Source organism: Ensifer adhaerens (assembly GCF_020035535.1).
Lineage (GTDB): Bacteria > Pseudomonadota > Alphaproteobacteria > Rhizobiales > Rhizobiaceae > Ensifer.
Map to the genome: position 1 here is coordinate 478,756 of NZ_CP083350.1, position 23,652 is coordinate 502,407.

A 23,652-nucleotide genomic window follows, 5' to 3' on the forward strand; every position below is an offset into this window, starting at 1 on the left:
TGCTCCTTGGGTCGTAAAGGGATCGGGTCTCAATGGGCGTGGCGTGGGTCGAGCATGTCGCGCAGCGCATCGCCGACCAGGTTCCACGACAGTACGAAGAGGAAGACGGCCGCGCCCGGGAAGGCCAGCGTGTACCAGAACTGGAAGGGATTGCCGGGCTGACCGACGATCCAGTTGCGTGAATAGGCGATGAACTGGCCCCAGTCGGCATAACCTTCTTCGGTGCCGACGCCGAGGAAGCTGAGCGCCGAGGCGGACAGCACCATGGAACCGGTCGCCATCGTCGCGAGAACCAGCACCGGGAACATGGCGTTGGGCAGTATATGCAGCACGATCAGCCTGAGATCGCTGGCGCCATAGCTCCTGGCTGCGTGGATGTAATCCATCTCGCGGATCCTCAGGATCTCGCTTCGAACGATACGGGCATAACTCATCCAGCCGAACGTCGTCAGCGCGATCGTGATGGGCACGATGCCTTTGCCGAGCAACGCCGTCAGCACCATGGCAGCGATCAGGAAAGGTACGGCCATGAACACGTCGACGATGCGCATCAGCACTTCCTCGATGACGCCACCGTAATAGGCCGCGACGGCGCCGACGACCGTGCCGATCAGCACGGAGATCGCCACGACCCCGAGCCCGATCTTGAATGCCGTGCGCGTACCCCAGACGACACCATAGAAGATGTCGTACTGGCCCTGGGTCGTGCCAAACACAGCCTCAGGCGAAGGCGGTTGCGGCGTCGCGAGGAAACCCGCGCGCGGCGTGTCGTAGGGCGAAAGCTGGAAGCTCTGCGGCGGTGCCAAGACGGGGGCGAAGACGGCGATCAGCACGAAAGCGAGCAGGACCACGACGCCGAACAGCGACACCGGATTGCGTGCGAGGTAACGAAGAAACTTCATTGCGTCTTCACCCTCGGGTCAAGCAACGGATAGATGAGATCGACGACCAGGTTCATCAGCACCAGGACGACCGCGAAATAGAGGCCGAAGCCGAGAACTGCGGGAAAGTCGAGATTGGCGGCGGTCTTCGCGGCAAACTGCCCGAGGCCGGCATAGTCGAAGATGGTCTCGGTGATGACCACGCCGCCCATCATCACGGCGAGTTCCATGCCGGCGATGGTTGCGAGCGGCAGAAGCGCGTTGCGCCTGGCGTGACGCAATTCGACGACGCGGCGCGGCAGGCCCTTGGCGCGGGCGGTGCGCACGTAATCCTGGCGCAGCGTTTCCAGCATCGAGGTGCGCATCACCCGCGTCATGCTGGCGACGTTGACATAGGTCAGCGTGATGACGGGCGCCGCGAGGTGACGAAGCGCGTCGCCGAAGATCGCAAGGTTCCCGTTCAACAGGGCATCGACGGTGTTGGCGCCGGTGTAGCGCACGAAATCGCCGGAACTGACGATGGTCTGGGCCCACTGGCTGAGCCGGCCGGGCGGGAACCAGTCAAGCGCCGAATAGAAGATCAGGAGCATCAGCAGGCCGAAGACATAGACCGGAAAAGACCAGCCGAGAATGGTGAAGATGCGGATGACGTGGTCCGGCCAGCGGTTGAGATAGATGCCGGCGCGCGAGCCGAGGTAGACGGCGAGCAGCAGACAGGGCACGAAGGCCAGCACGACCAGCTCCAGCGTCGCCGGAAACAGCGACATCAGCGCCGTCGACACCGGCTGGCGGGCGGTCTCGGACCAGCCGAGATTGCCGCTGAGAACGCCACCGATCCAGCGGCCATATTGGAGATAGAAGGGATCGTTGAGCCCGTACTGCTCGATCATCCGGCGAATGCTCTCCTGACCGCCCTTGAGATAATCGGGCGACGGTGCGTAGGCCGCCAGTCTCTGTGTCGGCGAAAGCGACATCTGCAGCGCGAAGATCATCAACGACAGCGCGAAGAGGACGATCGGCAGCATCATCAATCGTCTGAGTGCATAGTTCAGCACGGTTCACACGTTCCGATTTCAGGGAAAATGAAACAAGGGCTGCCGGGCGGGATCGCCACCCGGCAGCCCTGGCCAATCAATCGTTGGCCTTGGTGACCGGGTAGAAGTCCCACGCACCGTAGAGGATCATGTTGTCGACATAACCATCGATATTGCTGCGGGTGACGACGTAGCCGAAATCTTCCCAGAGGAACTGGGTGGTGGCGTATTCGTACGACATTTCCTGCAGCTTGGCGTAGATCGGCTCGCGCACAGCGGGATCGACCGAAGCCCATGCCTCGTCGAGCAGAGGCTTGAACTTCTCGGCCATCAGATCGCGGTACCCCTGGCCGACCATGCCGCCGACGAGGCCGGTGGGCGAGAGATAGTAGCTGGCTGCACCGAGCGGACCACCCGGATCGGAATAGTCAGGCCCCCACCCCATCACCGTCAAAGGAGCGGCCGGCTTCTCGCGGTTGTTGAGCTTGTCCGAGACCGAGGCCCAGGGCAGTGCCTGGATCTGCATCTTGAACTTCGGGTTGATGCGCGACAGGCCCTGCTGCAGCGCCGAAAGTGCGGCCGTCAGCTGCGGATTGCCCTCGGTCACATAGGCGGTGAAGGCGAAGCCGGTATCCCAGAGCTTGCCGCCGAATGCCTTCTTGAAGTGCTCCTCGGCCTTGGCGGGATCGTAGCTGTAGATCGGCGAATCCGCGCGGTAACCCATGATGCCGCGCACCGTCGGCCCGCGCGACTGCACGGTCTTTCCGAGCAGCACCTGGTTCAGGAGCGCATCGTAGTTCTGGGCATAGTTGAAGCCCTTGCGCACGTCGATATCGGCGAAGAAGTCCGGCGGGATGCCGGCGCCGTCCAGCTTGCCGCTACCGATCGCCGGATTGTCGTTGTCGTCGAGCGGCCAGGCGAAGAAAATGCCGCGCGAGAACACTTTCTGCAGGCCGTCGATGACCTTGACGCCTTCGGTCTTGCTGAGTTCGTCGATGAACTCGACCGGGGCGGTAACGAAATCGGCGTCGCCGGACAGAAGCTGCAGGCGCCGCGTCGTCCATTCCGGCACGGTGCGCATGACCACGCGCTCAAGCTTGGCGGGGCCCATGAAGTAATTGTCGAAGCGCTTCAAGGTGATGCGCCGGTCGGTCCGGTCCCACTCCTCGAGCATGAACGGCCCGGTGCCATTTTCTTCCGCAAACAGCGGATTGGCGCCTAGTTCCGGGCGGTAATGGGCCTTCCAGGTGTCGCCCGAACCATCCCAGCCGCCGACCGATGCAACCCATTCCTTGTCGACGACCGAGGTGCCGAAGGGCAGCGCGATTACCCCAAGCGTCGCTGGAAACGACTTGGGCAGCTTGAGCGTGACATTATCGCCATCGACGACGATCTGCGAGGCGAGTTGGTCATAAACCTTGCGCAGGATCTCGGGGCTGGCGTCGTTGATCGACTTGACCTGGCCTTCGGCCTCAACCCACTTGGCGATGTCGGTATATTTGCCGGCAGTGATCACCTCGGTGATCGCGTTCGACATCCACGACTGCCCCTGAAGGATGGCGCGCAACAGCGAATAGCGCACGTCCTCCGGCGTGATCTGGCCGTAGCCAGGCTCGATCGTCGCCTTCTGGGCGTCGGTCAGCTTGTCGTAATACGCCCAGGCGACTTTGCCGTCGGCACCCTTGATCCCGACCTTGTGGGCGAGAACGCCTTTGCGGATCGGGAAGGTGTAGCTGACGGAGCCGTCGGCCGCCTGCTTGATGAGGCCGTTCTCGAGCGACGGTACTTCGGTCGAGAGCGACGGCACGAACTCGGAAATCTTCGAGCCGTTGAAGTTCAACAAGCGACTGTAGATGTTGAGCGCGCCGTAGGAGCTCGGCGTGTTGGCGATATAGGCCGGATCGAACGACTGGATGTCGTCGGTCCACATGAAGACGAAAGTGCCGGGGTTCTTGGTCTCGGCCATAGCGGGCGCAGCCGCGATGCCGAGCCCCAAGCAGAGAGCTAGGGCTAAGGTGCGTTTCATCGTTGTTCCCATTTGGTGGAGGCGGAAGTTTTCTTCTCGTTATGGGTGAGGCTAGAAGAGCCCTTGCAGGTCTGTCCAATGTGTAATTAGGATAGACTATGCAAATCACGCATGAGGGCCAGCATGGAACTGCAATGGCTTGAAGATTTTCTGGAGATTGCCGCCACGCGGAATTTCTCGACGGCGGCGACGGCACGCAACATTTCGCAGCCGGCCTTCAGTCGCCGCATCAAATCGCTTGAGAACTGGATCGGCGCGGACCTGATCGACCGCAGCACCTATCCCGTGCAATTGACGCGGGCGGGAACGATGTTCCTGCCCGGTTGCCAGCGCCTCGTGCGCGAGGCCTACAGGCTGCGCACCGATTGCCGCAATGTCGCGGGCGAAAGCTCGGCCATGCTGACATTTACCTCGCTGCACACGCTGGCGATGTACTTTTTCCCGAGATGGATTGGCTCGCCGCTGATCTCGCGGATGCCGCTTCGCACCAGCATGCATGCGGCCGACTTCCTCGAAAGCATCGATCACCTGTGTTCGGGCCAGTGCGATTTTGCCATTACCTATGTACATCCCGATGGCCCGCCGGTGCTGGAAGGCGGTCCGTTCGAATCCCTGCAGATCGGCAAGGACAGGCTCATCCTGGTGTCTGGAACCGACGAGAGCGGCCGACCGCTGTTCGACATCGACGGGCCCGAGAGCACGGAGATCCCTTACCTCGCCTATTCCTGGAGCGACGGCTACATCGGCAAGCTGGCGACCTTGATCCAGTCGCGCTGGCGCAGGCCGCTCAATCTCAGCACCGTCTATCAGTCAGGCCTCGCCGACGGCCTGAAGCACATGGCGGTCGCCGGGCGCGGCGTCGCCTGGCTGCCGCAGATCTGTGTGGCGGAAGCCTTGCGGCAAGGCCGCCTCGTCCAGATCGGCGGACCACAGATGTCGCTCGAAATGGAGATCCGCATCTTCAGACGCGCCGGCCCCGGCAGCGCCGACAGCGATGGGTTGTGGCAGCATCTCAAGCAGTGTGCGGCGCTGCCACAGTACAAGAACGGATTCGATGCCGGCATCGACGCCGCCTGAGGCATCGTCATGACCGAAATCGCCCGATCGAGGCCATATGCGAAGACAGGCGACACGATGCAGAAAGCGCATAGTTTCGACTGCCACATTCGTGACACATTGATTTCACTCGGTTTTGTGGCGCGGACCGAAGCCGATCGCGTGCCGCCCGGGCACTGACGGCCTGCCTCGCTGGGAGTTCTCCGCCATCCGAGCATATTGACAGGATGCAACCCCGTTGCGAGACCTGATAGGGCAACGTCCCCTCGAAATCGGGTCCATGTGCTGATGTTCCTGTCTAAATCCGCGCCCCCTGAACTGCCCGAGGATGTCATCCTTTCCGTGGAAGACCTTGAGGTTTCCTTCGCGGCCGGCACACGCTCCCAGCTACGCGCGGTGCGGGGCGTCTCCTTCCGCATTGCACGCGGCGAGACCGTCGCGCTGGTCGGCGAGTCCGGATCCGGCAAATCGGTGACTGCCATGACGATCATGCGGCTGACGGAGTATGACGGCGCGGCGATCACCGGCGGACGGGTGCTGATGCGCTTGAAGGACGGCAAGGTCGCCGATCTCGCGACACTGTCGGAAAAGCGGGTCGAAGCCCTCCGCGGCGCGGACATCTCGATCGTGTTCCAGGACCCGATGTCGAGCCTGAACCCGGTCTTTACCGTCGGCGACCAGATTGCCGAAGCGGTGATCCATCACCAGAACAAGACACCCGAGGAAGCGCGCCAGATCGCGGTCAACACCCTCAAGCTGGTGCGCGTGCCCGATGCGGAACGCAGGCTCGACCAGTATCCTCATCAGCTCTCCGGCGGCATGCGCCAGCGCGTCATGATCGCCATCGCGCTTGCCTGCCGCCCGTCACTGATGATCCTCGACGAGCCGACGACCGCGCTCGATGTGACCATTCAGGCGCAGATCCTTGATCTGGTCCGCGCCCTGCAGCGCGAGATCGGCATGTCGGTGCTGTTCATTACCCACGACATGGGTGTCGTCGCGGAGGTCGCCGACCGGGTCTGCGTGATGCTCAAGGGTGAAATCGTCGAGACGGGTTCGGTCTACGACATCTTCGCCAAGCCGAAGCATGCCTATACACGCGCCCTGATTTCCGCCGTGCCGCGCCTCGGCAGCATGGCCGACAAGGATGCGCCGGAAAAATTCCCGCTGCTGGTGTTCGAACCGGAGCGGCAGCCCGCGGAGGCGACCGAATGAACGCGCCGGCTCATGTGACGGAAGCCCCCCGCCCGCTCGTCGAGGTACGAAACCTGGTGACGCGCTTCGATCTCAAAGCCGGGCTCTTCGGCCACGTCTCCGGCCGGGTGCACGCGGTGGAGAACGTCTCCTTCGACATTTTTCCAGGTGAGACCCTGGCGCTGGTCGGCGAATCCGGCTGCGGCAAGTCGACGGTCGCCCGCTCGCTCATGCAGCTCGATCGGCCGCGCTCGGGCTCCATCCGCTTCGATGGAACCGAGCTGATCGGCGCGCCGCGCCCCGTCCTTGCCCGATTTCGGCGCGAAGCCCAGATGGTGTTCCAGGACCCCTTTTCTTCGCTCAACCCGCGCATGACGATCGAGCAGTCGCTGATGGACCCGATGCGGGTCCACAAGCTGGGTTCGACCGGGGATTTGCGCGCCCGCGCCGCCGAACTTCTTGCAAAGGTCGAGCTTTCGCCTGAGCATCTCGAGCGCTATCCGCATGCATTTTCCGGCGGCCAGCGCCAGCGCATCTGTATCGCCCGGGCGCTCGCGCTCAAGCCGCGTCTCATCGTCGCCGACGAGGCGGTCGCTTCGCTTGACGTGACGATCCAGGCGCAAGTCATCAACCTTCTCATGGACCTGCAGCGCGAGATGCAGATCGCTCTTCTGTTCATCAGCCACGACATGGCGGTGGTCGAGCGCATCGCACACCGCGTTGCGGTCATGTATCTCGGCGAAATCGTCGAGATCGGCGATCGCCGTTCGGTGTTCGGCAATCCGCAGCACCCCTATACCCGCAAGCTGCTATCGACCGTGCCGATTGCCGACCCGACGCGCCGTCCGGAAGGGCGCCAGCCGATGTCCGACGAAATCCCGAGTGCGGTGCGTGCGCCGGACTTCGTGCCTCGCGAACTGCCGATGCGGCAGATCTCATCGACCCACTACGTGCGCCAGGTCGCAACCGGCTGACAACGGCCGCAATACCCCGTTCCAGATCAGAGTATCCCGACATGAGCACTTTCGAAGTGACGCAACCGGCTGCGAGCGCTGCCGGCATCGCGTCGACAGATATCCGCGACAGCGCAAGCGAAGCCAAGACCACAGGGTTCCTGCGTCCAGCGGCCGCCGAGCGACCGACACCCTATATCGAGGTCGACGAGAGACGGCTTACCCGCAACATCAAGGCCATGCAGCAGCGCGCCGATGCAGCCGGCGTGGCGATGTTTCCGCATGTGAAGACGCACAAGAGCCTCCACATCGCCCGGCAGCAGCTGGCCGCAGGCGCGCGCGGCATCACCGCCTCCAAGCCCAGCGAAGCGCTTATCTTTGCCGAAGCCGGGATCCCGTCGATTATCCTGGCCTATCCCATCGTCCGCGCGGCGTCGCTCGATCGCCTGCTGCCTGCAGTCAAGGCGCGGGGCGTGGAACTGCGTACGATTGCGGCGAGCGAAACAGGTGTCGATGCGCTGTCGGAGGCCGCCAGCCGGCACGGCGTCGAGATCGGCGTGTTCCTCAAGGTCGACGTCGGCCTCGGCCGCGTCGGCCTCAAACCCGATGACCCGGCAGCGCCTGAACTGTGCGCAAGGATCGCCGGCGCCCCTGGCTTGCGATTTGCCGGACTGCTTTCGCACGCCGGACATGCCTACGCCGCTCCTGAGCCGCACGCCCTGGCCACGATCGCCCGCGACGAGGCGAAGGCCCTCGCCGGCCTCGCCGACCGGCTTCGGCAACGCGGAATCGCCGTCGATTGCATTTCCGTCGGCGCAACGCCGACTTGCCTCGGTGCACCGCTGCCCCAGGAAGTCGACTACATCCGTCCCGGAAACTACGTCTTTCTGGACGGCACCGCCCTTCGGCTTGGCATCTGTACCGCCGACGACCTCGCGCTTTCAGTCGTCGCCCGCGTCGTTGCGTCCAACGACGCGCACTTCATCATCGACGCTGGTTCGAAGTCCATGAGCTCCGATCGCGGCGCACATGGCATGGGTGGCGCAGGGTTCGGCACGGTCGTCAGCGCTGAAGGCGATGGCGAAACCGGCATGTGGACACTCGAGCGACTGTCCGAGGAACATGGGTTCGTCCCGCATTCCGGGCGCGCCCTGCCGCTCGGCAGTCGCGTGCGCGTGTTCCCCAACCACTCCTGCGCCTCGATCGCCAATTTCGACAATTTCGTCCTGGCGCGCGCGGATGGCACTACAGCCAACCTGCCGGTCGACGCCCGCAGCGGTCAGACCTGAAGGGCGCACAGGCCATTTCGGCCACCCGGGCGGCGATCAATCGCCGCCCGAAAGCGAGCTGAAGTTCTCGCTCCTTCTTCCATCATCAAGATGGATAGCTGGATTCTGCGACCTAGATCTCCCAAATATCATTGCGACGCCAATATCAGTGCATCGAGAAGCCGACGCGGCTGATCGGACTTCAAATCTACTCCTCCAGTGCAAAGGATATGATCCATGAAAGTCCTAATGGTCCTCACTTCGCATGACACCCTCGGCAACACCGGCAAGAAGACAGGGTTCTGGCTCGAAGAGCTGGCGGCTCCCTATTACGTCTTTAGGGATGCCGGTGCCGAAATCACCCTTGCATCCCCCAAGGGCGGCCAACCGCCACTTGACCCGAAGAGCGATGAACCGATGTTCGAGACCGACCTCACTCGGCGTTTCAAGGCAGACCGGGAAGCCAAGGCCCAGCTCGCCGAGACGGTTCGCCTCGACAGCGTCAACCAGAGGGACTTCGACACCGTCTTCTATCCCGGCGGTCACGGTCCGATGTGGGATCTCGCCGAGGACGGAAACTCGATCAAGCTGCTTGAAGCCTTCATTGCGGCGGGCAAGACGATTGCCCTCGTATGCCACGCCCCCGGCGTTCTGCACCGCGTCAAGAACCCGGACGGCACGCCTTTCGTGAACGGTCGAAAGGTCACCGGTTTTACCAATTCCGAGGAAGCGGCCGTCGGCCTGACGGAGGTCGTGCCCTTCCTGGTGGAAGACGAGTTGCTCGGTCTCGGCGCCGTTTTCTCAAAGGTGAAGGACTGGGGCGTCCATACGGTCGTGGATGGCCGGCTCATCACCGGCCAGAATCCCGCCTCATCTGGCGAAACGGCAAAAGCCCTCCTGGCCGCCTTGAAACCGTGATCGAAGATTGGATCGGGGCGCGTCGCCAGAAAGAGCGGCCGCCTCGCCTTCAAGAAAGCGAACGAAGGCGTTCGTCCGCCCATCCGGAGCAATCGGCAAGCGGCCGACCGCCAACCTCAACGTTCTCGCGCGCACAGTTCGGCTCGGCCTCAACATCGTCGGGAACCGTCCTCGAGTTGCAGCGTTTCCCGTCCTCCGGCGCTTTCGGATACCGGGCCGCAGGAGAGAACCTGGATCGAACCGATCGCAGGCAAAAGCAGAGGGCAAGGGACGATATGGGTTTGGTACAACTCGGCCGGGCTCGCCTTTCGTTGGTGCTTCCACGGCACCGCGAACTTCTGCGCATGACAAAGAACCATCAGCTCTACGACCTCTTCGAGGCCTATGCGCGCGAGTCGATGACGCTCGACAGTCTCTTGCGAGAGCTTCCGCGCCGGGAGAAGCAGGTGTCCAAGCATCAGCAAATCTGCCTGGATCTGCAGGCCGAAGTGGTGACGCTGCTGACGCGACTGACGGAGCCGCTGAAGCCCGGGGCGTTGTAGCATTCTCCCTCGCCAAGCTTAGGAAGCGCCGTGGCGACCCTCAGCGCGGGATTCGATCCGTGTTTTTTGGCTCCCTCCTGACCAGAGCAAAACGAATTCCTATATTACAGGTCCATCGCCGACGGTACCTTCGCCGTGAGTGGAGAAAAGACCAAGGCGCATTTACCAACCGGAGGGATTCTGGATGACGAAGAGAGCTGTTCTGGCCGGTGGCTGTTTCTGGGGGATGCAAGACCTGATCCGCAGGCTCCCCGGCGTCACCGATACGCGCGTCGGCTACACCGGCGGCGACGTGCCGCACGCAACCTACCGCAACCACGGCACCCATGCCGAGGGCATCGAGATCATCTTCGACCCTGAGCGTATCAGCTACAGGCGCCTTCTGGAGGTTTTCTTCCAGATCCACGACCCGACGACGAAGAACCGCCAGGGCAACGACATCGGCATGTCCTATCGATCGGCGATCTACTACGTCGACGACGAGCAGAAGCGGGTTGCCGAGGATACCATCGCTGACGTGGAAGCCTCAGGCCTGTGGCCGGGCAAGGTCGTGACCGAGGTGGAGCCTGTCGGGAATTTCTGGGAGGCCGAGCCGGAGCACCAGGATTACCTGGAACGCTATCCCAACGGCTACACCTGCCATTTCCCGCGCCCGAACTGGGTGCTGCCGCAACGTTCGGCGGCAGAGTGAAGGCTCGTTCTGGCTGATGCGCCTCTGGCGCCTCGCGTTATGTACAGACTCGGTGGTGAGCATGCCAGGCAAAGCTTGGGCCCAACCCTTTAGGTTGGGCCCCTCTTCTAATTGACGCCTGGGAGACAACCGATCAACACGGTGTTACGCTGCCGTTTACAGCTTTTGCGTGAAGACCCCAAGATTGGTCCACGGAAGCTTCGAGATCTTTTGCCAGTTCGGCAGAGCCGCCATCGGCTGGCCGCCGCCGTTCACCACCTCCGGCCTCAAAATCTCCAGATCAATTGCCGGCGCGCCGCCGAGCTAACCTTTCTGAGCCCGGTGATGATCCGCTGTTGAGAAACCTCCTGGGCAAACGTCAGGCAGGGGAAGAGAGCGATTGCGGCAAGCAAAGCGCCTCCTTTTGCGAGAAACCTCATGGTATTGTCTCCACCCTGCTTCTGTGATCACCTGGTTGCATTCCTGGCTGATGCGTTCCTGCTTTGTCGCCAGGCAAGCGAGGATGAAGCCGTCGCCCTTGATGTCGGAGCATCTCTTGGCGATGTCGCGCTGGCAGACCTTTTGATAGGAAGCTTGGGCCTGTTCCCGCTGGGCAATCGACTGGAGAACGACGCTGATGGCGCCCCTATAGGTGGGCGTAACCTTCGAAGCGTTCTGCTGCAGGCAATCGGCAATTCTTCCGTTGCCGAGATTAAGCCCCTTGCACAACTTCTGAATATCCGCCCGCAATCGTCCGTCAATTTGGTGATCGCGTCGGTGTAACTCAGGGTCCGGGCTTGGACAGGCCCGGTAAAGACGATGGCGGCAAGCACGGTGGCCGCCACGAAATAACTGCCCTCAACATTATGACCTCTTATCGACTGGTCGCCGGACGGCGCCAAACGGCGACAAGGTGCATGAAGGCCGGGAATTGCCGGAGTATGTTACAGCAACGCACAGCGCTCCTGTGGAAGGCTTACTATGCTCGCTGCAGACGCCGGACAATTTCGCTGATCTTCTGTCCGGCCAGTTGGAACAGCCGCTTGCGCGGTGGTAGCGGCAGCGGTCACAAGTTGCAGAGCCGGTTGTCGAAGCATCGCAAGAGGTTTAACATTCCCGCCGCTGATGACGGTATTGCCTCTCGCCGGAGTTAGGTTCAGATGCGCGTCAAAGAATTGGTGACGGCGGTCGCCGTCAAGCATTCGCCTGACAACAGCGGTCAGACAGGCAAGCCGAACTATGTTGGACAACCACGTCAGCGACCTCCCCGTTGCTGGCGATGAAAGCCCGTTCGTGAGTCTTAATCAACGAGGGCAAAGAACCGCATGGATGTTCGCAGAGAATGTCTGAAGCGCCGAGGCGTAGCTAAGAGATCTCGGGTTCGTATCCGCCATAGCCAGTACTGGCATCAAGGCCCGCAAAATACGTCGAAGTCATACAAGCTGGAGGAGCATGGAAATGGCAAAGACGATGAAGGCGGCTGTCGTTCGGCAGTTCCGCGCTCCACTCACCATTGAAGAAATGGCCGTACCGACACCTGGACCAGGCCAGATACTGGTCAAATATGAGGCGACGGGCGTGTGCCACACCGACCTCCACGCCGCCAATGGAGACTGGCCGGTTAAGCCGTCGCCACCCTTCGTACCGGGACATGAGGGAGTTGGCTTCGTCTCGGCCGTCGGAGCGGGCGTCAAAAGAGTGAAGGAAGGCGACAGGGTTGGGGTGCCTTGGCTACACACTGCCTGCGGTTACTGCCCATACTGCCGAACTGGTTGGGAGACCCTGTGCGCTTCCCAGGCAAATACAGGATACTCCGTCAACGGAACCTTCGCGGAGTTCGGACTGGCAGATCCTGACTTCGTCGGCGCCGTACCAGACAAGCTCGAGTTCGGTGCCGCCGCGCCGGTGCTTTGCGCCGGGGTGACCGTATACAAGGGGCTGAAGGAGACGGAGGTCCGTCCCGGCGAGTGGGTGGCGATATCCGGTGTCGGTGGCCTCGGGCACATGGCAGTGCAATATGCCAAGGCGATGGGCATGAATGTCGTCGCTGCCGACATATTCGAGGAAAAGCTGGCGCTGGCAAAACAGCTCGGCGCCGATGTTACTGTCAACGGCAAGGCCAAAGACGCCATCGAACAGGTCGTGAACGCGACCAATGGCGGCGTTCACGGCGTCCTTGTGACCGCGGTCTCTCCCGCCGCGATGGAGCAGGCCTTCGGGTTCATGCGGTCGAAAGGCACGATGGCGCTGGTCGGCCTTCCTCCGGGAATGATGTCCTTGCCCGTGTTCGAGACAGTACTGAAACGCATCACGGTGCGCGGCTCGATCGTCGGCACCCGCCAGGATCTGGAGGAATCGCTGGTGTTTGCCGCAGAGGGAAAAGTGAAGCCGCACTTTTCCTGGGACCGCCTCGAGAACATCAACGACATCTTCCATCGGATGGAGGCGGGCAAGATCGACGGCCGCATCGTCATGCGACTGCACTGACTTGCACGCCGGCCGCCCGGAGGCACGACAGCACAGGCCTTGTTGAACGGGAACCCGGATGGCCTTCCCGAACGACATCCATGGAGATGTGCCAGCGTCCGGCTTGACGCAAAGCTGCTATCGATTTGAGGGATCTCGCAATGGTCCGGTCGATTGACGAAACTGAGAAACTGGTTTCCCCGCATCGAACAGGTCCGGCTGCCGAAACCGCCCTGCTTTCGAACGGCAGTTATCATGTGCTCCTCACGGAGAACGGGTCAGGATACGCAATCTGGCGCGGGCTCGATGTCACGCGCTGGCGAGAGGATGTTACGCGCGATTGCTGGGGCCAGTTTTGCTACATCCAGGATCTCGAAAGCGGCGATGTCTGGTCCATCGGCAGGCAACCGATCCGACGGCCGGATGCAACGTATGCGCAGGAGCTTGATGGAGACCGCGCGGAGTTTCTTTGCGCTTTCAAAGACATCGAAGTCACCGCGCAAATATGTGTAGCCGGTGATTGCGACGCCGAAGTGCGCTTGCTGCAGTTCGTCAACAAGGGAGCCGCGACCCGGAAACTTGCGGTAACGAGCTACTCCGAGGTCTGCCTGAGCGGCCGACGCGGCGACAGTGCGCACCCTGCATTCGCCAAGCTTTTCGTAGAAACCCGGTTTGACCCGGAAACGACGGCGCTGTTTGCAAGGCGCCGACCGCGCAGCGCCTTGGACAAGCCGAATTTTGCCGTCCACGTTTCGGCATCGAGCCAGAACGGCGGTTCTTCGGTCGAATATGAGACGGACCGCTGCCGCTTTCTGGGCCGAGGGGGAACACCGTCCAATCCCCTCGCCCTTGAGAACCGGCAGCGTCTTTCAGCGACGACGGGGCCCGTCCTTGATCCGGTCTTCAGCCTGCGCAGAACGTTGGCATTGGGACCTTCCGAGATCGCGCAAATCGCTTTCGTGACGGGTGCCTCTGACGACGAAGGGACCGCACTCGCGATCGCGAGACAGTTTTCAGATATCGCGGCGGCAGCTAGGGCCCTATCGCCTGTAACCCGAAATTCCACCAATGCGGCCGCTTCCCAGCCCATGGCCGACAAGGTGGCCGTCTATTATCAACTCGCAGGAGCCTTGGCCCGCTCGCATCCCGACCTCCGGAACGGCAGTGTCCATGGCGGGCCACGCCTTGAAATCGGCGCGTTGTGGTCGAACGGGATTGGCGGCGACATTCCCATTCTGCTGCTTCGGCTCGACCAAAAAGATAGGACCTCACTTCTTCCGGATCTTCTCGATGCACATGCGTTCCTGACCGGCCGTGGCCTCACCCTCGATCTGGTTCTCCTCGATGAACGTGACGACGACGAAAGCGCGCACTTGCGCGAACAGGTCACAGAAAGCCGTGGAGAAGAACTCTTCGATAAGCCAGGAGGAATTCATACGCTTCGTGGCAGCAAGCTCCCGCACGGCACCGCGAACACGCTGCTTGCTGCCGCGCGTGTGGTTCTTGCTTCCAGCCGCGGACCGCTGGCCGTTCAGATCTCGCCGAGAACAAGCATTCCGCTTTCCGCACCACCACCCGACGCATCTTCGCGCCGCCGACCGGTGCGGCCCGGCGACGCTCCAGAGGACCTGCTTTTCTGGAGCGGACACGGGGGCTTCACGCATCAGGGCAATGAATATGTGATCGCTGCGGAGCGGCCGACGCCTGCGCCATGGTGCAATGTCATCGCCAACCCCGATTTCGGCTGCATGACGAGCGAAAGCGGCCTTGGGTATAGCTGGGCAGGCAACAGCCAGTTGAACAGGCTTACCCCGTGGTCGAACGATCCGGTTTCAGACGCTCCGGGCGAGGTCGTCTATCTGCGCGATGAGCAGACCGGAGAAGTCTGGACACCGACGCCTCTACCGCTTGGACACGCGTCGTCCAGCAATGTGAAGCATGGGCAGGGCTACACGCGCTATGAAGGCGCCAGCGGAACGCTTCGCCATGAAATGACGGTGCATGTTCCCGTTTCCGCACCGCTCAAGATCATCCAGCTTGCCATTCGCAACGAGGGAACCGAAGCGCGCACGCTGAGCATAACCTACTTCATCGAGTGGGTGCTCGGGACCTTGCGCGAGGATACGTCGGCGCGGATCGCCTGCGAACATGACGCCAAGTCACACGCCATCATCGCCAGGCCCATCTGGGAAGGTCCTTTCGCTGGACGGCACGCTTTCGCTGCATCCAGCATGCCGCTGCGATCGTTCACCTGTGATCGCGGCGAGTTCCTGGGACGCGGCGGTTCCGTCGCAGAACCCTTGGGGCTGAGTGGTTCCGAGCTCAGCTGCTCCACCGGTACCCCGGGTGATCCCTGCGCGGCGTTGACAGTCGAGGTACCGGTCCTTCCTGGCCAGAGCGCCGAGCTTGTGTTCGTGCTTGGGCAGGCAACCAGTCGCGACGAAGTCCGCAGGCTCGTTCGGGAATATGCCGATCCGGGCGGCGCACGGCGCTCTCTGGAAGCCGCCACCCGGCAATGGGACCAAACCCTGGGTGCGATTACGGTTCGCTCGCCAGACAAGGCCTTTGACCTCATGATGAACCGGTGGCTGCTCTACCAGGTACTGGTTTGCCGGGTTTGGGCGCGGACCGGGTTTTATCAATCCGGTGGCGCCTATGGTTTTCGCGACCAGCTCCAGGATGTCATGGCGCTGGTTCACTGCGCGCCCGACGAGGCGCGCGCGCACATCCTGCGCGCCGCGGCGCGCCAGTTTACCGAAGGTGACGTCCAGCATTGGTGGCACCCGCCGACGGGCGTTGGAGTTCGGACCCGCATCACCGATGACCTCTATTTCCTGCCTTACGTCGTCCAGAACTATGTGTCGGTGACGGGCGACTATGCGCTTCTCAGCGAGCCTGTGCCTTTCATCTCGTCGCCAGTCCTTACGGACGAGCAGGAAGAGACCTTCGGCATGCCCGAGATCTCTGCGGAAACCGCAACGCTCTACGATCATTGCTGCCGCGCCCTTGAAAGGGGTCTTCGCACCGGTCGGCATGGCCTGCCCCTGATGGGAACCGGCGACTGGAACGACGGGATGAACAAGGTGGGCGCGGAAGGCTTGGGCGAAAGCGTCTGGAACGGCTGGTTCTTCCTGACCACTCTCAGGTTGTTCGCAACGTTGGCAACCGCCACCGGCGACAGAGAACGGGCCGCCTGGTGCGAAGAGCGAGCCGAGGCGTTGCGCGTCTCATTGGAGACCCACGCCTGGGACGGTTCGTGGTATCGCCGCGCCTATTTCGACGACGGCACGCCACTTGGCTCCTCGGTAAACGATGAATGTCAGATCGACGCCATACCGCAGGCATGGGCCGTCATATCGGGGGCAGCCGACGCGGGACGCGCTTCGAAGGGCATGCATGCCGTGTGGGATCGATTGGTTCGTCCCGAGGACAAGTTGATCCGGCTGTTCGATCCGCCGTTCGACAAAGGCGCGCTGCAGCCAGGATATATCAAGGGCTACGTTCCAGGTATTCGGGAAAACGGTGGCCAGTACACCCATGCCGCTGCCTGGGTCGTCCTGGCCACCGCACTGTCAGGAGACGGTGACCGGGCGTTTGAGCTCTGGAGCATGCTGAACCCGATCAATCATGCCCTCTCCGCCGAAGACACCGCGCGCTACATGGTCGAACCCTATGTCGTTAACGCCGATATCTACGGTGCGCCGCCCCATTCGGGTCGCGGAGGGTGGACCTGGTACACGGGATCTGCCGGCTGGCTCTATCGTGTTGGCCTCGAAGCGATCCTCGGCATCCGCCGACAAGGCACACAGCTTTTCATCGAACCCTGCGTGCCGACCAATTGGCCCGGCTATGAAGTCGACTTCCGATTTGGAGCAGCAACCTATTGCATCAAGGTCAAAAAGGGTCCCGGGCCCCGGCGGGCAATCACGCTGGATGGCCAGGAGCTCAAGGACCTCAGCGTCCCGCTCGCCGATGACGGACAAAACCATCAAGTCCTTCTGGCTGTCGGCTGATGAGGTCGGAGGCGCTGACGCCATCATAGCCGGAGAGGTGAACCGAGCGAAATTCGCCGGCGCAAAGCACGAAATTGGCGGCTCGCGAAGCCGCCACAACGTTCAATCCAACGCGGTACCGACCTTCTGCAGAAAGGAAGTGACCATGACGAAGGGCTCGTTCTCTCATCAGCATGCCGGACTATACAGAAGAGACCTTCTGCTCATTGCCGGAACCGCGGCCGCGGCGCTCGCCAGCTCCAGCCACAGGGCGGCAGCGGCGTCCGGCGAAACGGCAATCAAGATCGAAGAGGTCAGGCGCGATGAGGATGTATTCGCCTACCTCAACAGGATGAATGGTGGCTTTACCCAAAGAGCCTACCAGCAGGTGATTGGCGCCGCCAACGAGTTCAAGGAGGGGGATCAAACGATTGGCGTGGGCGCTGAAGACGACGCGACACGGCTCCATGCGCGCGCTCTGCTGACCAACACCAAGATCGGCGAACTCTACGAGCATCCGCTGTTTGAGGACAATCTGCAGCGCCTGATCTGGCAGACGACCGACCAAGCCCAATTCGAAAAGGTCAAAGACTGGACGATGGGACGATTGAAGGACTTTCTTCTGAACGAACCGGAAGAAACCATCAAAGCCATGATGACGGGGCTGACCAGCGATACGATCGGATGCGTCCCGAAACTGATGACCAATCAGGAGCTCATTTCTCTCAGCAACAAGATCTTCAATGTGATGCCCCGCACCAAGATGGGCGCGAAAGGGTATATGGGCGCTCGGATCCAGCCGAATTCTCCCACAGATCACCCCGAAGACATCGTCTGGCAGGTGTTCGATGCGTTTTCCTATGCGACCGGCGATATCGTCATCGGCACCAATCCGGTGGACAGCACCGTCGATAGCGTCGTCACCGTCGAGCGCGCGCTAAAGGACATCGTCGATACATTTGCGCTCGGAGACGTGATCCCCTGGTGCGTGCTTGCGCACATCGACGTTCAGGCCGAGGTCAACGAGGATTTCCCGGGAACGGTTTCGACGATGTTCCAAAGCCTTGCCGGAACGGACGACTGCAACAAGATCTTCGACATCACGAACGACAAGATCCTGAAGTATGCAAGCGCCAAGGCCGGCGAACGATATGGTCTCTACTTCGAAACCGGGCAAGGTTCGGAATTCACCAACGGCGTCGCAAACGGCGTCGATATGATGGTGCTTGAGGCACGCAAATACGGGTTCAGCAGGGCCGTCGGAATTGAACTGGCCAAGGTCCAGCCCAAGGGCGCGTGGCTTCATGTCAACGATGTTGCCGGATTCATAGGGCCTGAGGTCTTCAAGACCCGCGAGCAGCTAGTCAGGTGCTGCCTCGAAGACATGGTCATGGGCAAGCTGCATGGGCTGATCATCGGGCTCGATATCTGCACCACCCTGCATATGACGGTCAGTCTTGAAGACCTGGACTGGTGCCAGGACCAGATCCTCCCCGCCAATCCCGCCTATCTGATCGCGCTGCCGACCAAGAACGACCCGATGTTGAGCTATCTCACCACATCGTTCCAGGATCACGTGCGGGTACGGGATAAATTCGGCTTCAAGGTCAATGATGCAATGTGGGAATTCTACAAACGCATCGGGATCGTTGGCGAGGATGGCAGCTACACGGCGAACTATGGAGATCCTCTCTGGGTCTATTACCAGTATCGTCTCGCCAAAGGTGACGGGCGGTCCAAGGACGACGTGTATGCCGAAGGCCGCGAGAAGATGCAGGAGGTTGAGGCGAGAGGTGTAGACCTTGCAACAGGTCACGGTGCAGAGATCTGGGACCTCAACCCGGCACTCGCGGCCAAGGTCAAGAGCCTCTACGACGATGCCAAGCTATCGCTCTGGGCTGAGCTCACGCCCGAGTTCATTGCCGCCGTGCCCAACGCCGTGACGGTACGCACGCTGTCCAGGGACCGCAACGACTACATCGCCCACCCGACCACAGGCGAAACGATTAGCCCGGAAACGGCCGCCGAGATTGAAAAGATACGGGAACTCTGGGGCGACGACATCCCGAAAGGGCAGATCGTCATTTCAGACGGCCTGAACGCCAAGGCCATCATGGACGAGGGACACCTCGCACCCTTCCTCGAAGAGATGCGCAAGCTTCTTTCCGACGCCGGCGTCTCGGTGGGAGACAAGAACATCGTCGTCACGAGCGGAAGAGTGCGGGCCGGCTATCGCATTGGCGAGATGCTTTACGCGAAGGCCGACCCCGACAGCCTGAGAGGGATCCTCCACATCATCGGCGAACGTCCCGGCACGATGCATCACGCCTACTCCGTCTACATCACCGTCGCCAAGGGCAAGCGATGGGCGGAGAAGAACATCGATCACGACATCACCAGGCTGGTCAGCAATGTCGCCGATACGGCGCTGGACCCGAAGAAGGCGGCCAAGGAGACCTTGACCATCATCCGGGAAATCGTCGGCAAGGAGGTCAACGGCAGCCGTCGATACGGATAGTCGTGACAGCCGGCTTCTATCGACTAGGCTGCAAAGACCTTCGCGCGGCGCAACGTGACAAAACCAGTGTCTCCGGACTTCACCGTGCGTTCCGGTTCCAGGTCGAGTTCCAGATGCGCACCGTCCCGGGTGGTCGCAATCACCCGGCGACCGCCCGGCCGATCCATGACACGGCTGACGGTGGCAGCGATGCCGGCTCCCTGCGGCGCCCAGTCGAGATCACCCGGACGAGCGTAGAGTTCAGCCTTGCCATCCGCCAAGCCTGCGGCGTCGATCTCCGCGCCATCGGCATAGGCCCTGCCGTCGCGCACTTCGGCGGCGAGCATGTTGGCATCGCCCAGGAACTTCATGACAAATGCCGACTTGGGGTCGCGGCAGACGGCCTCCGGTGTTCCCTGTTGGACGATGTGGCCGTCCTTGAGGATCACGACGCGATCGGCAAGGTCGAGCGCCTCTTCCTGGTCGTGGGTGACGAACAGCGTCGTGATGCCGAGCGTTGTATGGATCTCGCGCAGCCAACGGCGAAGCTCCCGCCGGACGTTGGCGTCCAGCGCGCCGAAAGGCTCGTCGAGCAGCAGCACTTTCGGATCGACCGCAAGGGCACGGGCAAGCGCGACGCGCTGACGCTGCCCCCCGGAAATCTGCGCCGGAAACCGGTCACCCAGACCTTCGAGGCGGACCAGCCGCAGGAGCTCCGTTACCCGCGCCTGGATCGCCGCCTTCTCGCGCTTGACCTTCGAGACGTCCATGCCGAAGGCGATATTTTCCGCCACGGTCATATGCGGGAAGAGCGCATAGTGCTGGAAGACGAATCCCACGCCCCGATCGCGCACCGGGATATCCGTTGCATCCTGATCGCCGAAGTAGATGTGGCCACCATCGGCGAATTCGAGCCCGGCGACCATGCGCAGAATGGTCGTCTTGCCGGAGCCGGACGGCCCGAGCAGAGCGACAAGTTCGCCGCTCTCGACCTCGAGGGACACGTCCTTGACGGCGCGGAACGTTTCGAAAGTCTTGACGACGTGGTCAAGGCGGATCTTCATGATGTTTACTCCGCAGGATTGGCTGCCGGACGGACACGGCCCGCCCCACGGCGCTCCAGCGCCACTTTGGCAATGATGGTGAAGACGGCGATCAGCGCCAGGATGGACGCCGACGCGAAGGCGCCCGCCGCCTGGTAATCGTGGTAGAGCAGTTCGATATGAAGCGGCAGCGTGTTGGTCTGTCCGCGGATATTGCCCGAAACCACAGACACGGCGCCAAACTCGCCCATGACACGGGCATTGCAGAGAACGACGCCATAAAGCAGCGCCCATTTGATGTTCGGCAGCGTGACCGAGAAGAAAGTACGCCAGCCGGAAGCCCCGAGCGACGTTGCCGCCTCCTCGAGGTCCCTGCCCTGCGCCTGCATGAGCGGTATGAGTTCGCGCGCGACGAACGGCGCGGTGACGAACATCGAGGCAAGGATGATGCCGGGGATCGCGAACAGGATCTTGATGCCGTAGGCATCGAGTGTCGGACCGAAGATGCCCTGCAGGCCATAGACAAAGAGATAGGCGACACCCGCAACGATCGGCGAGACCGAGAACGGGATTTCTATCACCACCAGCAGGAAGGCCTTGCCGCGGAAGTCGAATTTGGTGATGGCCCAGGCCGCCGCAATGCCGAAGGCGGTATTGACCGGCACTGCGACCAGCGCCGCAAGCACGGTCAGCATGATCGCGTGCCGGGTGTCGGGATGAAGGATCGTGTCGCGATAGACCTGCCATCCCTTGGCAAAGGCTTCGACACCGATGATCAGCAAAGGTGCAAGGATAAGGAAGGCACCGAGGGTCAGGACGGTGCCGATCAGCATGCGGCGGAAGAATGGTCCGTCACCGACCCGCGGCGGGGTGCGTCCGGTTCTCATCATTCTCATGGTCAGCCCCTCGCCGTATAGCGCAGCGCACGCGCCTGCAGCCAGTTTGTGATGCCGAGCATGAGGAAGGCCGTGAGCAACAGGACGGACGCGATCGCCGCAGCGGCCTGGTAATCGTATTCCTCCAGCCGGATGAAGATCAGCAACGCGGTGATCTCGGTCGACATCGGCTGGTTGCCGGCGATGAAGATGATCGCGCCGAACTCGCCGAGGCAACGGGCGAAGGAAAGCGATAGACCTGCGAGCAGGGCCGGAGTGAGAAGCGGCAGGATGACCTTGCGGAAGATCGCCCAATCCGACCCGCCAAGCGACTGGGCGGCCTCTTCCAGCGACGGATCGAGATCTTCCAGCACCGGCTGCACCGTGCGCACGATGAAGGGCAGCGAGGTGAAGCACATGGCGATCATGATGCCGAGCGGCGTATAGGCAACCTTGATGCCGAAATCGCCGAGGATGGAGCCGAACAGGCCGTTCGTGGTGAAAAGCGCCGTCAGCGAAATGCCGGCGACGGCCGTCGGCAGCGCAAACGGCAGGTCGACCATGGCGTCGACGATGCGCCTCCCCGGAAAGCGGTAGCGCACCAGAACCCAGGCGAGCGCGAGGCCGAAAAAGAGATTGAAGAAGGTCGCGGCAAGTGCGGCAAGCACCGTGACGCGATAGCTCGCGAGAGCCCGCGACGACGAGACGATCTGCCAATAATCAATAGGACCAAGGCTTGCTGCCTTGAAAACGAGGGCTGCCAGCGGCAGGACGACGATCAAGCTCACGTAGAGCAGCGTCACCCCCAGCGACAGGCGCAATCCGGGCAGGACATTGCGTCTCAAGCGGTCATTTCCTTGTCATGTCATGGTGAAACCCGGCAAACGGTTCGTCTGCCGGGCTGGCTGAAATCGGGAGCGGCTAGCGCTTAGCGGCTGCCGTAGAGCTTGTCCAAAACCCCGCCGGAAGCGAAGTGCTCGCTCTGGATCTTGCTCCAGCCGCCAAAGACGTCGTCGACGTTGACGAGGCGGATCGCCGGAAACTGATCCTTGAACTCGCCGGCTACCTTCTCGTTGCGGACGCGGTGGCCGAACTCGGCGGCGATCCGCTGGCCTTCCTCCGTATAGAGGAAATCGAGATAGGTCTTGGCAAGCGCTTCCGTGCCGTGCTTCTCGGCAACCTTGTCGACGACGGCGACCGGGAATTCGGCAAGCAGGCTCACCGACGGGATGACGCTCTCGACCTTGTCGGCGCCGTACTGCTTGACGATGCTGCGCGTTTCAGCCTCGAAGGTGATCAGGACATCGCCGGTTTCGCGTTCGACGAACGTCGTCGTGGAAGCGCGGCCACCCGTATCGAAGACCGGAACATTGTCGAAGATCTTGGTGATGTAGGCCTCGATCTTCGCCTCGTCCCCCTCATAGGCCTCCTTGGCCCAGGCGTAAGCGGCAAGATAGGTGTAGCGGGCATTGCCCGAGGTCTTCGGATTGGGGAAAACAGCGTGAACATCGTCGCGCGCGAGATCGCTCCAATCCTTGATGTTCTTCGGGTTGCCTGTGCGCACCAGGAAGGATGGGAAGGAATAGAATGGCGAGGCATTGTTCGGGAAGGCCTTCGCCCAGTCCTTGGCGACGAACCCATTCTTGGCCAGGAACTCGATGTCGGTGGTCTGGTTGAAGGTCACGACATCGGCCTCGAGACCCTCGAGGATCGAGCGCGCCTGCTTCGACGTGCCGGCGTGCGATTGGTCGATCGTTACCCCGGGATGCTGCCTGATGAACGCTTCGTTCTCAGCAACGAAAAGCTCGCGCGAAACGTCGTAAGACGCGTTGAGGAGTTTCGTGGGCTCCTCAGCCAGCGCGGGAGTGACGAAGTGCGCGGCGAGGGCAGCGCCGAGAATGAGGAGGCGTTTCATGCAATTCTCCGGTGTTGTTTTCCCTGAGAACCTACCGGCGGGCGTATAGCAGCGCGAGGGACCGAGCACTTCGGTTGCGCAACGCCTTAGAAATTCCGTCTCGTTTCCGCCGTAATTTGCGGAGTTTTTTGCCTCCGGCCCCTCTATCGGCCTGCAAGGCGGTTTCAGAGCATGTCCCCTGAGCCGTCGGCGAGAATGCAGCCGGCCCTCTTGGAGAGGCCGATCATCGCTATCGTGGCCAAAGGCCGCCAAATACCACCTTCAGCACACGTTCTGTCGCACCTCGCGCTTTTGTCCTACCGGCGTAAGTCCCCGTCGCCTA

18 protein-coding genes and 1 pseudogene are annotated in these 23,652 nt (G+C 61.7%); 11 read left to right on the forward strand and 8 right to left on the reverse strand.

The genetic code is table 11. The annotated features are described in order from the left end of the window. Positions 1 to 29 precede the first annotated feature (29 nt). The 3 genes from LAC81_RS22600 to LAC81_RS22610 all read right to left on the reverse strand — a co-directional run bounded on the left by LAC81_RS22600 (position 30) and on the right by LAC81_RS22610 (position 3,941). Complete coding sequence (locus LAC81_RS22600) at positions 30 to 902, reverse strand: ABC transporter permease (protein ID WP_223729420.1); 873 nt, start codon at positions 900 to 902, stop codon at positions 30 to 32. Beyond that, positions 899 to 1,936 (reverse strand): ABC transporter permease, encoded by a 1,038-nt coding sequence (locus LAC81_RS22605; RefSeq protein ID WP_223729421.1) that lies wholly within the window; start codon positions 1,934 to 1,936, stop codon positions 899 to 901. Before LAC81_RS22605 ends, LAC81_RS22600 begins: the two co-directional genes overlap by 4 nt. A gap of 76 nt (positions 1,937 to 2,012) precedes the next feature. Beyond that, entirely contained in the window at positions 2,013 to 3,941 is a 1,929-nt protein-coding gene (locus LAC81_RS22610; protein WP_223729422.1) for an ABC transporter substrate-binding protein, read from the reverse strand. A 123-nt stretch (positions 3,942 to 4,064) separates the two neighbouring features. Here LAC81_RS22610 and LAC81_RS22615 point away from each other — a divergent pair, with 123 nt between their 5' ends. The 8 genes from LAC81_RS22615 (at position 4,065) to msrA (ending at position 10,563) form a co-directional block, all read left to right on the forward strand. Continuing rightward, entirely contained in the window at positions 4,065 to 5,018 is a 954-nt protein-coding gene (locus LAC81_RS22615) for a LysR family transcriptional regulator (RefSeq protein ID WP_113538107.1), read from the forward strand. Between the two features lie 9 nt (positions 5,019 to 5,027). Then, positions 5,028 to 5,177 carry a hypothetical protein gene (locus tag LAC81_RS22620; protein WP_223729423.1) on the forward strand — a complete coding sequence of 50 codons (150 nt, stop codon included), beginning with the start codon at positions 5,028 to 5,030 and terminating at the stop codon, positions 5,175 to 5,177. Between the two features lie 162 nt (positions 5,178 to 5,339). Beyond that, positions 5,340 to 6,212, forward strand: coding sequence for an ABC transporter ATP-binding protein (locus LAC81_RS22625; protein WP_223729424.1), 873 nt, complete (start codon positions 5,340 to 5,342; stop codon positions 6,210 to 6,212). Then, complete coding sequence (locus LAC81_RS22630) at positions 6,209 to 7,165, forward strand: ABC transporter ATP-binding protein (RefSeq protein WP_223729425.1); 957 nt, start codon at positions 6,209 to 6,211, stop codon at positions 7,163 to 7,165. Before LAC81_RS22625 ends, LAC81_RS22630 begins: the two co-directional genes overlap by 4 nt. Before the next feature lie 41 nt (positions 7,166 to 7,206). Further along, positions 7,207 to 8,433, forward strand: a complete 1,227-nt coding sequence (locus LAC81_RS22635; protein WP_223729426.1) for an alanine racemase — start codon at positions 7,207 to 7,209, stop codon at positions 8,431 to 8,433. Positions 8,434 to 8,649: 216 nt separating this feature from the next. Further along, on the forward strand, positions 8,650 to 9,330 hold the full coding sequence (locus LAC81_RS22640) for a type 1 glutamine amidotransferase domain-containing protein (RefSeq protein ID WP_223729427.1): 681 nt from the start codon (positions 8,650 to 8,652) through the stop codon (positions 9,328 to 9,330). A 344-nt stretch (positions 9,331 to 9,674) separates the two neighbouring features. After that, positions 9,675 to 9,872, forward strand: a complete 198-nt coding sequence (locus tag LAC81_RS22645) for a hypothetical protein (protein WP_223729428.1) — start codon at positions 9,675 to 9,677, stop codon at positions 9,870 to 9,872. A gap of 184 nt (positions 9,873 to 10,056) precedes the next feature. After that, complete coding sequence (msrA, locus tag LAC81_RS22650) at positions 10,057 to 10,563, forward strand: peptide-methionine (S)-S-oxide reductase MsrA (RefSeq protein ID WP_223729429.1); 507 nt, start codon at positions 10,057 to 10,059, stop codon at positions 10,561 to 10,563. A gap of 426 nt (positions 10,564 to 10,989) precedes the next feature. Here the strand turns inward: msrA and LAC81_RS38555 are convergent. Continuing rightward, positions 10,990 to 11,420: pseudogene (locus LAC81_RS38555) on the reverse strand (cysteine rich repeat-containing protein); the annotation flags it as partial. Between the two features lie 580 nt (positions 11,421 to 12,000). Between LAC81_RS38555 and adhP the strand changes: the two are divergent. The 3 genes from adhP (at position 12,001) to LAC81_RS22670 (ending at position 19,518) form a co-directional block, all read left to right on the forward strand. Then, a complete protein-coding gene (gene adhP / locus LAC81_RS22660; RefSeq protein WP_223729430.1) occupies positions 12,001 to 13,029 on the forward strand; it encodes an alcohol dehydrogenase AdhP in 1,029 nt (342 codons plus the stop codon). A 140-nt stretch (positions 13,030 to 13,169) separates the two neighbouring features. After that, positions 13,170 to 17,021: a GH36-type glycosyl hydrolase domain-containing protein gene (locus tag LAC81_RS22665; protein WP_223729431.1), complete on the forward strand. Its 3,852-nt coding sequence runs from the start codon at positions 13,170 to 13,172 to the stop codon at positions 17,019 to 17,021. Between the two features lie 145 nt (positions 17,022 to 17,166). Beyond that, positions 17,167 to 19,518, forward strand: coding sequence for an ethanolamine ammonia-lyase (locus tag LAC81_RS22670; protein ID WP_223729432.1), 2,352 nt, complete (start codon positions 17,167 to 17,169; stop codon positions 19,516 to 19,518). Positions 19,519 to 19,541: 23 nt separating this feature from the next. Here LAC81_RS22670 and LAC81_RS22675 read toward each other — a convergent pair whose 3' ends face one another. From LAC81_RS22675 to cysP, 4 genes are all read right to left on the reverse strand, one after another. Beyond that, a complete protein-coding gene (locus tag LAC81_RS22675) occupies positions 19,542 to 20,561 on the reverse strand; it encodes a sulfate/molybdate ABC transporter ATP-binding protein (RefSeq protein ID WP_223729433.1) in 1,020 nt (339 codons plus the stop codon). Between the two features lie 5 nt (positions 20,562 to 20,566). Continuing rightward, positions 20,567 to 21,436: a sulfate ABC transporter permease subunit CysW gene (gene cysW, locus LAC81_RS22680; RefSeq protein WP_223729434.1), complete on the reverse strand. Its 870-nt coding sequence runs from the start codon at positions 21,434 to 21,436 to the stop codon at positions 20,567 to 20,569. Positions 21,437 to 21,438: 2 nt separating this feature from the next. Next, entirely contained in the window at positions 21,439 to 22,260 is an 822-nt protein-coding gene (gene cysT / locus LAC81_RS22685) for a sulfate ABC transporter permease subunit CysT (RefSeq protein WP_223729435.1), read from the reverse strand. A gap of 83 nt (positions 22,261 to 22,343) precedes the next feature. Then, positions 22,344 to 23,330 (reverse strand): thiosulfate ABC transporter substrate-binding protein CysP, encoded by a 987-nt coding sequence (gene cysP / locus LAC81_RS22690; RefSeq protein WP_223729436.1) that lies wholly within the window; start codon positions 23,328 to 23,330, stop codon positions 22,344 to 22,346. Positions 23,331 to 23,652: the final 322 nt, after the last annotated feature.

Excerpts from the sequence above, each read along its gene's own strand:
- LAC81_RS22630 (WP_223729425.1), top strand. The coding sequence starts at position 6,209 with ATGAACGCGCCGGCTCATGTGACGGAAGCCCCCCGCCCGCTCGTCGAG.
- LAC81_RS22675 (WP_223729433.1), bottom strand. The coding sequence starts at position 20,561 with ATGAAGATCCGCCTTGACCACGTCGTCAAGACTTTCGAAACGTTCCGC.
- cysW (WP_223729434.1), bottom strand. The coding sequence starts at position 21,436 with ATGAGAATGATGAGAACCGGACGCACCCCGCCGCGGGTCGGTGACGGA.
- LAC81_RS22645 (WP_223729428.1), top strand. The coding sequence starts at position 9,675 with ATGACAAAGAACCATCAGCTCTACGACCTCTTCGAGGCCTATGCGCGC.
- LAC81_RS22615 (WP_113538107.1), top strand. The coding sequence starts at position 4,065 with ATGGAACTGCAATGGCTTGAAGATTTTCTGGAGATTGCCGCCACGCGG.
- LAC81_RS22610 (WP_223729422.1), bottom strand. The coding sequence starts at position 3,941 with ATGAAACGCACCTTAGCCCTAGCTCTCTGCTTGGGGCTCGGCATCGCG.
- msrA (WP_223729429.1), top strand. The coding sequence starts at position 10,057 with ATGACGAAGAGAGCTGTTCTGGCCGGTGGCTGTTTCTGGGGGATGCAA.
- LAC81_RS22665 (WP_223729431.1), top strand. The coding sequence starts at position 13,170 with ATGGTCCGGTCGATTGACGAAACTGAGAAACTGGTTTCCCCGCATCGA.
- LAC81_RS22635 (WP_223729426.1), top strand. The coding sequence starts at position 7,207 with ATGAGCACTTTCGAAGTGACGCAACCGGCTGCGAGCGCTGCCGGCATC.
- cysP (WP_223729436.1), bottom strand. The coding sequence starts at position 23,330 with ATGAAACGCCTCCTCATTCTCGGCGCTGCCCTCGCCGCGCACTTCGTC.
- LAC81_RS22640 (WP_223729427.1), top strand. The coding sequence starts at position 8,650 with ATGAAAGTCCTAATGGTCCTCACTTCGCATGACACCCTCGGCAACACC.
- adhP (WP_223729430.1), top strand. The coding sequence starts at position 12,001 with ATGGCAAAGACGATGAAGGCGGCTGTCGTTCGGCAGTTCCGCGCTCCA.
- LAC81_RS22620 (WP_223729423.1), top strand. The coding sequence starts at position 5,028 with ATGACCGAAATCGCCCGATCGAGGCCATATGCGAAGACAGGCGACACG.
- LAC81_RS22600 (WP_223729420.1), bottom strand. The coding sequence starts at position 902 with ATGAAGTTTCTTCGTTACCTCGCACGCAATCCGGTGTCGCTGTTCGGC.
- LAC81_RS22670 (WP_223729432.1), top strand. The coding sequence starts at position 17,167 with ATGACGAAGGGCTCGTTCTCTCATCAGCATGCCGGACTATACAGAAGA.